At 37.6% G+C, this 14264-nt stretch carries 11 protein-coding genes and 4 pseudogenes; 10 read left to right on the top strand and 5 right to left on the bottom strand.

Annotated features, from left to right (window positions below; all coding sequences use genetic code 11):
* The first annotated feature begins 6 nt into the window (after window positions 1-6).
* From NYZ99_RS09500 to NYZ99_RS09490, 3 genes are all read left to right on the top strand, one after another.
* Window positions 7-804 carry a sensor histidine kinase gene (locus tag NYZ99_RS09500; protein WP_260575038.1) on the top strand — a complete coding sequence of 266 codons (798 nt, stop codon included), beginning with the start codon at window positions 7-9 and terminating at the stop codon, window positions 802-804.
* Window positions 805-830: 26 nt separating this feature from the next.
* A complete protein-coding gene (locus tag NYZ99_RS09495; RefSeq protein ID WP_260575037.1) occupies window positions 831-1499 on the top strand; it encodes a response regulator in 669 nt (222 codons plus the stop codon).
* Window positions 1500-1806: 307 nt separating this feature from the next.
* Window positions 1807-2310: a hypothetical protein gene (locus NYZ99_RS09490; RefSeq protein WP_260575036.1), complete on the top strand. Its 504-nt coding sequence runs from the start codon at window positions 1807-1809 to the stop codon at window positions 2308-2310.
* On the opposite strand, the pseudogene glyA reads toward NYZ99_RS09490, so the two are convergent.
* A pseudogene (gene glyA / locus NYZ99_RS09485) lies at window positions 2307-3597 on the bottom strand (serine hydroxymethyltransferase). The gene NYZ99_RS09490 and the pseudogene glyA sit on opposite strands and share 4 nt — an antisense overlap.
* Window positions 3598-3848: 251 nt before the next feature.
* Here glyA and NYZ99_RS21710 point away from each other — a divergent pair.
* On the top strand, window positions 3849-4385 hold the full coding sequence (locus tag NYZ99_RS21710) for a hypothetical protein (RefSeq protein ID WP_338039412.1): 537 nt from the start codon (window positions 3849-3851) through the stop codon (window positions 4383-4385).
* Between the two features lies 1 nt (window position 4386).
* Window positions 4387-5034 (top strand): hypothetical protein, encoded by a 648-nt coding sequence (locus NYZ99_RS21705; RefSeq protein ID WP_338039411.1) that lies wholly within the window; start codon window positions 4387-4389, stop codon window positions 5032-5034.
* A 29-nt stretch (window positions 5035-5063) separates the two neighbouring features.
* On the opposite strand, the gene ytxJ is transcribed toward NYZ99_RS21705, so the two are convergent.
* Complete coding sequence (gene ytxJ / locus NYZ99_RS09475; protein WP_260575035.1) at window positions 5064-5459, bottom strand: bacillithiol system redox-active protein YtxJ; 396 nt, start codon at window positions 5457-5459, stop codon at window positions 5064-5066.
* A 157-nt stretch (window positions 5460-5616) separates the two neighbouring features.
* On the opposite strand from ytxJ, the pseudogene clpB reads away from it, so the two are divergent.
* Both clpB and NYZ99_RS09450 read left to right on the top strand, forming a co-directional pair.
* Window positions 5617-8217, top strand: a pseudogene (gene clpB, locus NYZ99_RS22915) (ATP-dependent chaperone ClpB).
* 109 nt (window positions 8218-8326) lie between these two features.
* The gene (locus tag NYZ99_RS09450) at window positions 8327-8917 is read left to right on the top strand and encodes a TetR/AcrR family transcriptional regulator (protein ID WP_260575032.1); all 591 of its coding nucleotides are present in this window, start codon (window positions 8327-8329) and stop codon (window positions 8915-8917) included.
* A gap of 28 nt (window positions 8918-8945) precedes the next feature.
* On the opposite strand, the gene NYZ99_RS09445 is transcribed toward NYZ99_RS09450, so the two are convergent.
* Complete coding sequence (locus NYZ99_RS09445) at window positions 8946-10547, bottom strand: PorP/SprF family type IX secretion system membrane protein (RefSeq protein ID WP_260575031.1); 1602 nt, start codon at window positions 10545-10547, stop codon at window positions 8946-8948.
* Window positions 10548-10632: 85 nt separating this feature from the next.
* Here NYZ99_RS09445 and NYZ99_RS09440 point away from each other — a divergent pair, with 85 nt between their 5' ends.
* On the top strand, window positions 10633-11175 hold the full coding sequence (locus NYZ99_RS09440; RefSeq protein WP_260575030.1) for a SixA phosphatase family protein: 543 nt from the start codon (window positions 10633-10635) through the stop codon (window positions 11173-11175).
* Here NYZ99_RS09440 and NYZ99_RS09435 read toward each other — a convergent pair.
* Window positions 11153-11902 (bottom strand): DUF6503 family protein, encoded by a 750-nt coding sequence (locus NYZ99_RS09435; protein WP_260575029.1) that lies wholly within the window; start codon window positions 11900-11902, stop codon window positions 11153-11155. The two genes, NYZ99_RS09440 and NYZ99_RS09435, sit on opposite strands and share 23 nt — an antisense overlap.
* A 110-nt stretch (window positions 11903-12012) precedes the next feature.
* Here NYZ99_RS09435 and smpB point away from each other — a divergent pair, with 110 nt between their 5' ends.
* Window positions 12013-12474 (top strand): SsrA-binding protein SmpB, encoded by a 462-nt coding sequence (gene smpB / locus NYZ99_RS09430; protein ID WP_260575028.1) that lies wholly within the window; start codon window positions 12013-12015, stop codon window positions 12472-12474.
* Between the two features lie 4 nt (window positions 12475-12478).
* On the opposite strand, the pseudogene NYZ99_RS09425 reads toward smpB, so the two are convergent.
* Window positions 12479-13121: pseudogene (locus NYZ99_RS09425) on the bottom strand (protein-L-isoaspartate(D-aspartate) O-methyltransferase).
* A gap of 139 nt (window positions 13122-13260) precedes the next feature.
* Here NYZ99_RS09425 and NYZ99_RS09420 point away from each other — a divergent pair.
* A pseudogene (locus NYZ99_RS09420) lies at window positions 13261-14242 on the top strand (Gfo/Idh/MocA family protein).
* Window positions 14243-14264: the final 22 nt, after the last annotated feature.

The raw sequence follows: 14264 nt of genomic DNA, 5'->3' as shown, positions 1-14264 counted from the left end.
ACCGGGGTGGCGTTTGCCTTTTTCCTTTTGGGAATATCGGTCTATATCATAATCAATCAAAGGGCCAAAAACCAAAAATTACTTTTTTTACAACAGCAACAGGCAAATAACCAAGAGATCTTCAATTTAATGCTTACCCAAAAGCAAAAAGTGGACGAAGTGAAAAGGCTGGAACAAAAAAGAATTTCTGAAGAACTCCATGATGGGGTTTTGGGAAAAATGTTGGGCGCGAGGATGGTTTTGACTGGGCTCAATAAAAGAACCGGGGAAGATGCCATTGAGGCTAGAATGGAAGCTATTACCGCATTGAAAAATGTGGAGCAGGAAGTACGCTCCATTTCCCATGAACTTAGTCATAGTGCCTATCAGAAAATAAACAACTTTGTCAATTCCGTTGAGGATTTATTAAGTTCCGCAAAAGAAAATACCAATATTATCACTACTTTCAACTACGACGAGGATGAGGATTACGACGCACTTAAAGGAGAAATTAAGATAAATATGTATCGAATGATACAGGAATGTTTGCAAAATGCCATAAAACATTCCGAAGGCCAAAATTTCTTTGTTAATTTTGAAAGAAAGGAAGATATTCTTATTGTGGAAATGGGTGATGACGGGAAAGGTTTTAACCTAGATAAGGAAAGAAAAGGAATAGGAATGCGGAATATTAGTTCAAGAGTAGAAAAACTAAATGGGAAATGGTTTGTAACATCGGAACCCAATAAAGGTACTACCATAACTTTGGAGGTTCCCATATCCTATACAAGTCACAATACTAAAAGTAATTTACAACACGTTTAGAGGGTAACATTAAAATTAGATAGAGAATGAATACGGTGAGGATTTTGGCTGTGGATGACCATGAAATGACAACTCTAGGGTATAAATATATCCTTGAGGATGCGGAGTTTGAGGATTTTACGGTTAAAGTGGACATAGCCAAAAGTTATGATAAGGGAAAGGAAAAGATTGAACACTCGGCAAGGACATTACCTTATGACATTATTCTGTTGGATATTCAGCTCTTTCCTGCTGAATCCAAAGATCCTAGGTCGGGTGTGGATTTAGGCAAATTGGCACGGGAAATAGTGCCGGACTCGAAAGTCGTTTTTATGTCTTCCTTTAGTGATAGTTATCGTATCAATAACATTTTTAAAGCCGTTAACCCCGACGGTTATATGGTTAAGTCCGAGATAGATGAAATGTCCCTAAAAACTATGGTAGAGACTGTAGTAAAGAAGCCACCGTATTATACGGCAAGTGCATTAGGGGCCGTACGTAGAAGAATGGCCAGTAATATAGATATTGATGAACAAGACCAAAAAATACTCTATTATTTGTCGCTGGGAACGAACACTAGAGATATCGCACCTTTAATAGCTTCCGCCAATACGACCGTAGAGGCAAGAAAGCGGCAGTTAAAGGCTATTTTTGGTGTAAAAAACGGAAATGATTTGGCGCTTATTCAGGAAGCTAAGAAAAGAGGCTTTTTATAGTGTTGCTTTAAGAATTGTAACTAATTGAAATACAATATCTTGTAATTTAAGTTTTTAGAATATTACAATATCCTCCGAAATTCTAAGGTTTTCCTAAGTCCTGTGAATATGCATTAAGGCTATCTTTATAATAAAAGAATTGTAAAGAATGCTTTTCAAATTACATGGTTATCAACCTATTCAAAATTTAAATATAACGTCGGCTGAATGCATTTTCGGTCTGCAAGATTTTAAGAGATCACTTGAATTAGGTTATTTTTCCGAAGTTACAATCAAGAACAGCAAGGATTGTAATCAAAAATTGGGTTTGATTTTGGAGCTTGACTGTCCATTAAACCTTATTGATGTACTAGGTCATTTTAACAAGGGGCTTTGGGGTTCTACTGACATCCATGGCTCAATTCTCGCTAAGAATTTTGATCTTTTAACTGCTCAAAACAAGGAATGGGATATTGATATTCAGGAAATTACCTTGTATTTAAGTGATACCAATATCATTATTAAAAATATCTACAAAAACAGTATTCCTGAGCAGTTCAATACGATTATAACAGAAGTTGCAAAGCAGTACGTGTCTATAACCAAAGGATTGACCGAACAACCGGAAGAAATCTTTATTCCCGTCTTTGAGGATAACCTCGGCAATTCTCATACGATGGATCTAAATGAAAAATCCCCAACACCCTCTTCGTACAAGGAGTATTGGGGGATTTACATGGAGTCTGAAGTAGACGGATTAATTTTCGATGTGCAGGACAATAAATTTATTGCTGCAAACCTCGATTATCACTTGTTTGATGAGAATAATTAGGCTTTAATGGTCATCTCATTAAATATGGCCCTACCTCCCATCATGGCATTGACACTTTTCTTTACTTCAGAAATTATTTGAGTATCCTCTCGGATTTGTCAATACTTTATCTATAAACTCTACAACTGTCTCCATATCTTCCTCTACTAAGCCTCTAGTTGTAATAGCGGCCGTTCCAAAACGAATTCCGAAGTTACAAAAGGTGATTTATCGTCAAAAGGCACCATGTTCTTATTCGCCGTAATATCAGCCAAAACCAATGCTTTTTCCGCATCTTTACCGGTAATTCCTTTATTTCTTAAATCGATTAACATCATATGGTTATCGGTTCCACCGTAAATAATATTATAATCCCTGGCCACGAATGCTTTGGCCATTGCATCCGCATTTTTCTTGACCTGTTGCATATAAACCCCAAATTCATCCGTAAGCGCTTCCCCAAAAGCGACCGCTTTAGCTGCAATAATATGTTCTAAAGGACCTCCTTGATTTCCAGGAAAAACGGCCGGATCCAGGAAGGGCGGACATTTTTCTTAAACTACCATTTTTAAGTTTGATTCCGAAAGGATTGTCAAAATCCTTGCCCATTAAAATAAGACCGCCTCTTGGACCTCTTAACGTTTTATGGGTGGTTGTGGTTACAATATGGCAATGAGGTATTGGGTCGCTAAGTAAACCTTTTGCGATTAATCCGGCGGGATGTGAGATATCAGCCAAAAGCAAGGCACCGACACTGTCCGCTATTTCCCTGAATCTTTTGAAATCTATATCTCGGGAATAGGCTGAAGCACCCGCAATTATCAATTTGGGTTGCTCCTTTTTAGCAATTTCCTGAATCTTATCGTAATCCAAGGTGCCTGTTTTCTCATCTACACCGTAAAATACAGGGTTGTACAATTTTCCGGAAAAATTTACAGGAGAGCCATGCGTTAGATGGCCACCATGCGATAAATCAAATCCCAAGATTTTGTCTCCCGCCTGCAAACAGGCATGATAAACGGAAGCATTGGCCTGTGAACCGGAATGGGGCTGCACATTGGCATACTCCGCTCCAAACAACTCCTTTGCTCTGTCAATAGCCAGTTGCTCTACTTCGTCAACGACCTCGCATCCTCCATAATACCGCTTGCCAGGATATCCCTCGGCATATTTGTTGGTAAGAACGGAACCTGCAGCTTCCATCACCTGTGGACTGACAAAATTTTCAGAGGCAATCAGTTCTATTCCATTTGTCTGACGCTTTCTTTCCGCTTCTATGAGTTCAAAAATTTGAGTATCCCTTTCCATTTTTTATACATATTAAAATCCTGTGCAAAAGTACAATATGATCCACTTTCTACTATCATAAAATTTAGGTAGTCCACTTTTTTTATCAAACAAAAGTTAATAACTGAAGGTTAGCAATAAATTGATAGGAATAATAAATAAAAATGTAGTTCGTCTATTTTACACTAATCTTTATCCTTTTTCGTTATGTATTGGAATATTTCCGGCACAGCTCTTGAAATATAGCAATGAAACCTTTAAAAGTTTTAGTTATGAAAAGATTTCTACTTTTTGGTATGATTACCCTATTATGGTCCTGTAGCGGGGTAAAGAGAACTCAGGAAGCATTGAATTCAGGGAATTACAATGCCGCCATAAACAAAGCAATTGTAAACATTGCAGAAAATAAGACAAAAAAAAGCAATCAAGCCTACATTGTTCTTTTGGAGGTAGCCTACCAAAAGAATACGGAAAGAGAGCTGCAAAATATTAAGTTTCTTAAAAAGGACGGTAATCCGGCCAATTACGAAACTATTTACGAATCCTATGCTAGGTTGAAGGAAATTCAACAAAGAATCAGGCCATTATTGCCTCTTCACATTGTAGAGGAGAATAGAAATGCTAGATTCAATTTCAACAATTATGATTCCGATATTATAGCCGCAAAGGTAGAATTGTCAGACTATCTATATAATAACGCAGTAGGACTGTTGCAAAATGCGAGATACAAAAATGAATATAGGTCAGCTTATGACGATTTAAAGTTTTTGGAAGAAATCAATCCGAATTATAGGGATACTAAAGGATAAAATGGACGAGGCTTACCAAAAAGGGCTGGATTATGTGATGGTAGAGATGGTAAATAATACGGATAAAGTGATACCGCAACGTCTTGAAGAAGAGTTATTGAATCTCAATACCTATGGATTGAACAATCTATGGACGGAATACCATACAAATAGGTTGTCCAATATTAATTATGACTATTTGATGGAAGTTTCTTTTCAAGATATCAACATTTCTCCGGAACAGGTAAATGAAAAGCAAATCATCAAGGAAAAGCAAATCAAGGATGGGTTTCAGTATGTTGAGGACCAAAATGGCAATGTTGTTAAGGATAGCCTTGGTAACAAAATAAAAGTGGATAAATTTAAAACTGTGCGCTGTGATTTCTATCAATTTACCCAATTCAAAAGCGCTCAAGTAGTCGGTGTGGTAAATTTTACGGATTTAAGAAAAAAACAGCAGATAAATCAATATCCATTGGCAAGCGAATTTGTCTTTGAACACATTTATGCCAATTACAACGGCGATAAGCGTGCCTTAGACAATGACCTATTACCGTTTCTACAAGCCGCAAGGGTTCCATTTCCAACTAATGAACAAATGGTCTATGATGCCGGCGAAGATTTAAAGAACAATCTAAAATCCATTCTCACGAGACAAAGTTTCAATTAAACTAAAAACTCCGCAATTGCGGAGTTTTTTTATACATATTTTTCAAGTTTAATTTCCGAGATTCCCCCATGTGAACTATGGGCCACCACTACTCCATTTTTTATAATGAGAAGCTGCGGTGATTGGTGCATAACTTCAAACCTATCAGCAATTGCATTAGATACCGCTCTGTATGCATGTAAATCCAAAAAGTAAAAATCCATTTGTGATGGTTCCAATGAATAGGAGGATTTGAACATATTCAGAACCATTCTGCTAACCCCACATGTTGTAGAATGTTTAAAAATGGCCTGGGGTCTACTTTTTGAATTTTCGACCACTTTATCTAGTTGGGTTATATTTTCAAGTGATACCCATGGAATATTTGAGCTTTCATCAGTATTTCCATTATTATTTTTACTAAAAAAATTACCAAATAATCCCATCTTCCTCTAACTTTAATAGGTTCGTGTACTCATTCATACAAACTGACTTTATGTCTTTAAAACCTTCAGGATACACGACATTTTGTCCTGTTAATATGATTGGTAGGGTTGTTGCCTTTCCTCTACAAAAGTAACATACAATACAAAACTACGATATATGAACTTTAATAATTTCACCATAAAATCACAGGAGGCTGTTCAGCAGGCTCAGGTCATAGCCCAATCATTAGGGCATCAGCAAATAGAGAATGAACATCTATTTAAGGCTATTACAGAAGTTGAGGAAAATGTAGTTCCTTTTATTTTTAAAAAATTGGGACTCAACTCCAACTTATTAAAGCAGATTTTAGAAAAGGAACTTAATTCCTTTCCTAAAGTTCAAGGAGGAGATATTATGCTTTCAAGGGAAGCAGGAAAAACGGTCAATGAAGCGTCCATCATTGCCAAAAATATGGGTGATGAATATGTATCCATTGAGCATCTTTTGTTGGCCATTTTTAAATCGAAAAGTAAGATATCTCAAATTTTAAAGGATCAAGGAGTAACAGAGAAAAACCTTGTAGCTGCCATCAATGAATTAAGAAAGGGTTCAAACGTTACTTCACAAAGTGCAGAAGAAACCTATAATTCTTTGAACAAATATGCCAAAAATTTAAATGAATTGGCTGATAGTGGTAAACTGGATCCTGTTATTGGTAGGGATGAGGAAATAAGGAGGGTATTGCAAATACTATCACGAAGGACCAAGAACAATCCCATGCTAGTAGGTGAGCCAGGAGTGGGTAAGACAGCCATTGCAGAAGGTCTTGCACATAGAATCGTTCAAGGTGATATCCCTGAAAACCTAAAAGATAAAGTAATTTATTCTTTGGATATGGGTGCCTTGATTGCCGGTGCCAAATACAAGGGAGAATTTGAAGAACGTCTTAAAGCCGTTATTAAGGAAGTAACCAGTGCTGATGGTAACATTATTTTATTCATTGATGAAATACATACGCTGGTGGGTGCCGGTGGAGGTCAAGGAGCCATGGACGCCGCAAACATATTAAAACCAGCCTTGGCTAGGGGCGAACTCAGGGCCATTGGAGCTACTACTCTAGACGAGTATCAAAAGTACTTTGAAAAGGATAAAGCTTTAGAGCGACGGTTTCAAAAGGTAACTGTGGATCAACCGGATACGGAGAGTGCCATATCCATTCTTAGGGGTATCAAGGAGCGATATGAGACCCATCACAAGGTCCGTATTAAAGATGAGGCAGTGATAGCGGCTGTGGAATTGTCCCAACGATATATTACCAATAGATTTTTACCTGATAAGGCCATTGACCTAATGGATGAGGCCGCATCAAAACTTCGAATGGAAATAAATTCCAAGCCGAGAAGAACTAGATGTCTTAGATCGCAAAATAATGCAGCTGGAAATTGAAATTGAGGCCATAAAAAGGGAAAATGACCAGTCCAAGTTAAAATCTCTTAACTTGGAGTTGGCCAACGTTAAAGAAGAGCGTAATGAGATTTTTGCCAAATGGGAAACCGAAAAATCCGTTGTGGATAATATCCAAAAAACGAAAATGGATATTGAAAATTACAAGGCGGAAGCGGAAAGAGCTGAACGTAATGGGGATTACGGTAAAGTGGCGGAAATCAGATATGGAAAAATAAAGGATGCACAGGAAAATCGGCAAAATTGCAAGAGGAACTCGCAGAACAACAGAATGCCGGCACATTAATAAAAGAAGAAGTAACTAGCGAGGATATTGCGGAAGTTGTTGCGAAATGGACTGGCATACCGGTCACAAAAATGTTACAGAGTGAAAGGGAAAAATTATTGAACCTTGAAAATGTATTGCATAAAAGGGTTGTAGGCCAAGATGAAGCCATACAAGCTGTGTCGGATGCCATAAGAAGAAGCAGGGCCGGTCTGCAGGACATGAAAAAGCCCATTGGATCCTTCCTATTCCTAGGTACAACAGGTGTTGGTAAAACAGAGCTGGCCAAAACCTTGGCTTCCTATTTGTTCGATGATGAAAATGCGATGACTAGAATAGATATGAGCGAATATCAGGAAAGGCATTCCGTAAGTAGATTGGTAGGTGCTCCTCCGGGATATGTGGGTTATGATGAAGGTGGTCAATTGACCGAAGCGGTGAGGAGGCGTCCCTATTCGGTTGTGTTGCTGGATGAAATCGAAAAGGCTCATCCGGATACCTTTAATATCCTACTCCAAGTATTGGATGAGGGTCGATTAACGGATAATAAAGGTCGTGTTGCGGACTTCAAGAATACCATCATTATTATGACCAGCAATATGGGAAGCCAGATAATACAGGAAAAATTTGAAAATACGACCGATATCCACAGTGCTTCTGAAGCTGCGAGGGTTGAAGTCTTAGGTTTGTTGCATAAAATGATTCGGCCGGAATTCTTGAACAGAATAGACGATATTATTATGTTCACACCGCTGAACAAGGAGGATATTAGAGAAATTGTGAAATTACAGTTAGAAGGTTTAAAGAAAATGTTGGATAAACAGAACATCACCTTGGATGCAACCGATGAGGCCATCGATTATTTGGCTGAAAGAGGGTATGAACCACAGTTCGGTGCCAGGCCTGTGAAGCGTACCATCCGAGAAGAGGTACTAAATAATATGTCCAAAGAATTGTTAAGCGGTAAGATTAAATCCGACAGCGTCATTCTTTTAGATGCATTTGACGATGAACTGGTATTTAGAAATCAAAATGATTTGGTGGTATAAATTGATAATTAAATAGTTAAACGCCCTAAAAAATATTTAGGGCGTTTTTTTTATGAGCGGGATATACCATACAGTATAGTTTTTTTATCTTCGTATAAAACTGCCAAAAATGTCCACCAAAGCCGAAAGAACCACTGCCTATATCATAGAAACAGTTGCCCCAGTTTTTAATAAACATGGATATGTAGGCACCAGTATGAGTGATTTAACCGAAGCTACCGGCCTTACCAAAGGAGCACTTTATGGGAATTTCGAAAACAAAGAAGCGCTAGCACTTTCTGCATTCGAATATAATCGAAGTATTTTATTAGAGGGTTTGGATGATGTTCTTTCGATATCAGGTTCCTCCTTGGACAAACTAAACAATCTTACTTCTTTTTATAAGAAATATGATGTTTTCACCTTACCAATGGGAGGGTGTCCTATTCTAAATGTGGGGGTAGATGCCCAACATAACAACAAATTACTCGCTGCTGCAGTTAGGGAAACAATCAAAGAAATTGAAGGGAAAATTGCCCTAGTTTTGGAAAATGGTGTTAATGCAGGGGAAATCAAAATACCCGTTACGCCCCTCCAATTCGCGAAACAGTTGTTTACAATGATACAAGGTGCTATTGCCATGTCCACTATTACAATGGACAGGAAGTACTTATTAAACACCATTACCTATTTGGAAGTACTAATAAAAAGGGAATTATAAAAAATTATTGTTATAATTTTTAAATAGTTTATTCTCCCACAACTCTAAAAATCCAAGTCTTTTCGGTATACTTGCCTCCAAAGTTGGAATCTCTTGCAGCCCTGGCTTCCGAAATAGAATCATATCTAGCGAGAAAAACATAATTATATTTGTTGGTTTCCCTGTAAAATGATCCAGGACTGAGACCTTTTTTCTGTAAATCTGCCATGAAGGCATCAAAATACCGCTTGGTACCAAATACATTGGCGATTAGATAATATCCCGGTTCAAGGGCACCTTGTTTGGTCACTTCCTCATAGCGTTCGCCTTTTTCTGGAGTCACTACTTCCTTTTTGGCGAGTTCTGCTTCTGCCATTTTAGCTTGGTTAATGGAATCCTGTTTTTGTTGCAGTTCCAAGGCCAATGCCTCTTCTTTGGCTTTATTTACGTCATCAATTGAGTCCTGTTTTCTTTGCCTTTCAAGGGCCTGTGCTTCGGCCAAAGCCTCACTTTTCCTAGCTTGCGCTATAGAATCCCTTTCTCTTAGGGCTTCTTTTTTAGACTCTTCAAGTTCTATACTGGCCAATCTGGTTGCTTCCCTAATGGAGTCCTTTTGCCTTTGAAGTTCCAATTTGGCCAATCGTTCTTGCTCTCTTTCCTCTTCCCTTTTGGCCAGTCTTTCTGCTCTTGTCAATTCCTTCTCAACCGGTTCTTCTACAATAAGCTCTTCCTGTGGATACCGCTCTTCGGACTTCAATGGTCCTAGTTTGTAGGATGTCACAAATTCAAAGGAAGGGTCTGTACCGCTAATATCATTGGATAAGCCAAATTCAACCAAGGCACCAAGTGAAAAGCGTTTAAAAAATCTTCCCCCTACTCCGCCGGAAATTCCATAAAAACTATTGTAACCAAGCTGTCCCCAAAATTTACTTGTAGAAAGTAATGTTGAAATCCCTAGTTGGGAATCAAAGCCTGGAATGGATTTATAGTAAATAGCCGGTCTAAAAACTGAATTTTCATCTGAAGAAAGTATACCCACAGGAAAATCGTAACTGGCCAAGGCCAAGAAAATACGCCCATCAGAACTTGTGTTCCGTTCATTTGTACTTATATTATAGTCCATGAGATTTTCCGAGGACAACCCCAAACTCAACTTATCTATTTTCACATTGATTCCGGGGGCCATTTGAACAATAAAGTCATTGGTAATTTCCGTTTGAATTGGATTGGGAGTAAAAAATCTTTGATCAGCCAATTTTTGCTGAAATCCCAAAATATTGATTCCAACGCCTAGGCTTGCCCGATCACTCAATTGGATGTTATAGGCATAATTGACAGCGATGCCCGTATTTATGAAAATCTCCGTATTCTGCTGAAAAAACCCAAGTCCTGCCGTGGAAAGGTCATTTAGTTTATGGGAATAATTAAAGAATAATGTAGTGGGGTCACCGTCAAAAGTCTGCCATTGCCATCTAGACCAAAAGGCAATGGAGGATGGATTGTTCCTATCTAAGGAAAATGCAGGATTCAGTAAATTGGAATTATACTCCGTTAAGTTGTGCTGCCTATAATCACTAGGAAGTTCGACATCCTGAGCCTTTATACCAACAACTACAAAAACAATAAGAAGAGCCCCACAAAATTTATTCATATGCAAAAAAACAAAAAATAGCGCTTTAACGTACTATTTTAAAGTAAATTTAGTTCTGTATAAAAGCAAATATTATCGCTAAACCATGAAACTACTGAAGATTCTACCACTTTGCATTTTAATATTCCTTATCTCCTGCAAGGAAGACAAACCAGCTGAGAATACAAATGGAAATCCTGATATTTCTACTTTTTATTTAATAAGGCATGCAGAAAAGGATCGATCAGATCCTGAAGATGCTGACCCTGAGTTGAATCAAAAGGGGCTTGGTAGGGCCATGCATTGGGCCGAAATTCTAAATGAGATAGATTTGGATGCCATTTATTCCACAAATTTCAATAGAACCTCAATGACCGCCGCCCCCACTTCGGTAAAGAAAAATATTGATGTTCAGTACTATGATCCCAGGGTTTTGGATATTGACCAATTCAAAAAGGATAATCTTAATAAAGATGTACTGGTAGTAGGTCACAGTAATACGACTCCACAATTTGTGAATCTATTAATGGGAGAGGAAAAGTATACTCAAATAGATGACAACGAGAACGGAACATTGTTCGTTGTTACTATCGTAAACGGAATTGCCACGAGTAATAGGTTGGTATTTAATTGTAATTGCCCCGATTAACTTTTACATTTTCCAAGGCTATATTGGAAAGTAGTTCCAATTGATCATTAATATATAGACTGTCAATCTTAAAGATTGAAGTGTTCTCCACTTTGGGCTTATAATTTTTATAATCTACGAATCGAATATCCCCTATATATCGTTCGTTATATGCTTCCCTAAAACGTTGTCCTCCACCATTTACATGAAATTCATAAGCCAAATAATCCGGTTTAAAGGTCTCCGTATTAAACCAATACACATATACGTCGTCAAAATCATCTCCCCCACCTTCTTCAGAGAAAGAAACCTTTACCTTATAATAGGTTTTATCTTTTATTTCCACTTTACCCAACAACTCCTTTTTAACAGCCCTATCATTTAAACCAAAGGGCAAATAGGCAAAATAATGTACAGAGTTTACAGAATTAGCATATTTATTTGCAGAGGTATCTGCCAGTATAATTAGGCTATCATTAACGAATCGCTCAAAACCTGTATTTGCTTTTCTATCCACAATAACCGAAGTATCGTTGGTTATTACACGTCGCAGCACTTTATGACCATCTTCTAATATTGAACTGTAATGTATATCCCTAAAATCAAAATCTACATTGGAGTTTAAATAGTTCTTTCCTCCGCTCACTTCAATACTGTTATCTACTATCTCTTGGGCAGTAGGTGATTTCTCCTTTTCTTGACAAGCAATTAAGGAAATTAAAACAAGGCTGATGTAAATTCTTCTCATGAAATATTTCTAGTCTTAATCGTAAAGAAATTGGTTTCATTACAAAATAAGCGCTTTAATTCTTTATATAGTTCAAAGGGATTACTTTATTGTGCTTATTTTTGTAAGCAATGCAGAAGAACATAAATATTAAAAACAAAAGAGCACGTTTTGAATACGAGCTGTTGGAAACTTTTACTGCGGGAATCGTACTCGCCGGGACAGAAATAAAATCCATTAGATATGGCAAGGCCTCAATTTCCGAAAGTTTTTGCGAATTCAACGACCAGGGTGAACTTTTTGTAATCAATATGCAAATAGATGAGTATTCCCATGCATATCATTTTAATCACAAACCGAAAGCGGAGAGAAAGTTATTATTGAACAAAAGGGAATTAAAGAAACTACATAAAGAAGTTAAAACTACAGGTCTTACGATTATTCCCATATCCCTTTTTATTAATGATCGAGGGCTTGCAAAGATGCAAATAGCCTTGGCGAAGGGTAAAAAATTATACGATAAAAGGGAAACCATAAAGGATAGGGACAATAAACGAAACCTTGATAGGATCAAAAAAAGTTTTAATGCCTAGAGCATTAATTTTTGTCCTCCAATAAGGGTACAAACCTAAAGGAACCATATTCAGTCTTTTTAAATTCCTTTTCTGAAGTTCTCTCTAAAAGCGTCATAATCTGATCTTCAAACCCTACAGGTATTACAAGCCTCCCTCCTACTTTAAGTTGGGACATTAACGCCTTTGGTACTTCAGGGGCACCAGCAGTAACAATGATTCGGTCAAATGGAGCATCTTCAGGTAATCCTTTGTATCCGTCACCAAAAATAAACTTCTTAGGACGGTATCCCATTTTTTTAAAAAACAAATTTGTTTTTTTAAAAAGCTCCAACTGCCTTTCAATGGTGAACACCTTGGCCTTACACTTTAATAAAACAGCGGTTTGGTAACCACTGCCGGTTCCAATTTCCAAAACATTTAAATTGGGTTCCAATTGCAATAATTCCGTCTCGGAATGCCACCGTATAAGGCTGGGAAATTGTTTGATCTGCAGCGATGGGAAATGCCTTGTCCTGATAGGCATGTCCTTCAAAACTACTGTCCATAAAAAGGTGTCTTGGAACATCCCTGATTGCATCCAAAACCTTTTTATCGGAAATGCCCTTTTCAATCAACAGGTCTGCCAATTGATTCCGCATACCCTTATGTTTATATGTATCTTTCAATTTTAGCTTGGTTTGGTTCTCAAATTTATAAAAGATTGCCTTAGAAAAGAAGTCGGCACATTGCCTATTATCAAAAATGGAAATTGCATTCATGCCTTAACTTATAAACTATGTGTATTTTTGGTAAAAAAGTAAGAGTATGCTCAAAGTTGGAGTTCTAGGGGCCGGTCATTTAGGTAAAATTCATTTACGATTGCTAAATCAGTCCAAAAAATATGAATTAATTGGATTTTATGATGCCGATATCATGAATGGCAAAAAAGTGGAGGCCGAATTTGGATATTCCTATTACGATAATATTAATAGCCTTATAGATGATGTTGATGTAGTGGATATTGTAACTCCTACCCTTTCTCATTTCGATTGTGCCAAAAAGGCGATGGAAAAGCGAAAGCATGTTTTTATTGAAAAACCTATCACCAATACGTTAAAGGAAGCGGAAAACTTATTGGTTTTAGAAAGTAAATACGAAGTAAAAGGACAGGTGGGGCATGTGGAACGTTTTAATCCCGCTTTTATGGCGGTGAAAGATTCCATAAGACAACCCATGTTCATTGAAACGCATCGATTGGCGGAATTTAATCCTCGTGGCACAGATGTTCCGGTAGTTTTAGACTTAATGATACATGATATTGATGCCATTTTGAGCGTTGTAAATTCTAAGGTAGTGGGTATCAATGCTAGCGGGGTATCTGTATTAAGTCAATCTCCGGATATTGCTAACGCTCGTTTAGAGTTTGAAAACGGGTGTGTAGCCAACCTTACGGCAAGTAGGATAAGCCTTAAGAATATGCGTAAATCAAGATTCTTCCGAGAAAGACGCCTACATCTCTGTAGATTTCCTGGAGAAGAAAGTAGAAGTGGTACGAATGAAGGATGCCCCGGAAGAACCTGGGGATTTCGATATGATTCTTCAAAATGCCGAAGGAATTAAAAAACAAATCTATTTCGAAAATCCGACCATTTCTGAGAACAATGCCATTTTGGATGAACTGGAGTCTTTTGCTGATGCCATCAATGAAAATACTACTCCGAGAGTGACTTTGCAACAAGGGACCGAGGCATTGCAAGTAGCCCTAAGAATAATTGATGCCTTTGAGAATAAATCAGTTTTAGAATAGTCCATTTTAGTATTAAAATCAC

This window comes from Maribacter litopenaei, from assembly GCF_025244665.1.
GTDB classification, from domain to species: domain Bacteria; phylum Bacteroidota; class Bacteroidia; order Flavobacteriales; family Flavobacteriaceae; genus Maribacter; species Maribacter litopenaei.
Note: the sequence above shows the minus strand (reverse complement) of the source record. Positions and strands in the feature narration are given on the sequence as shown.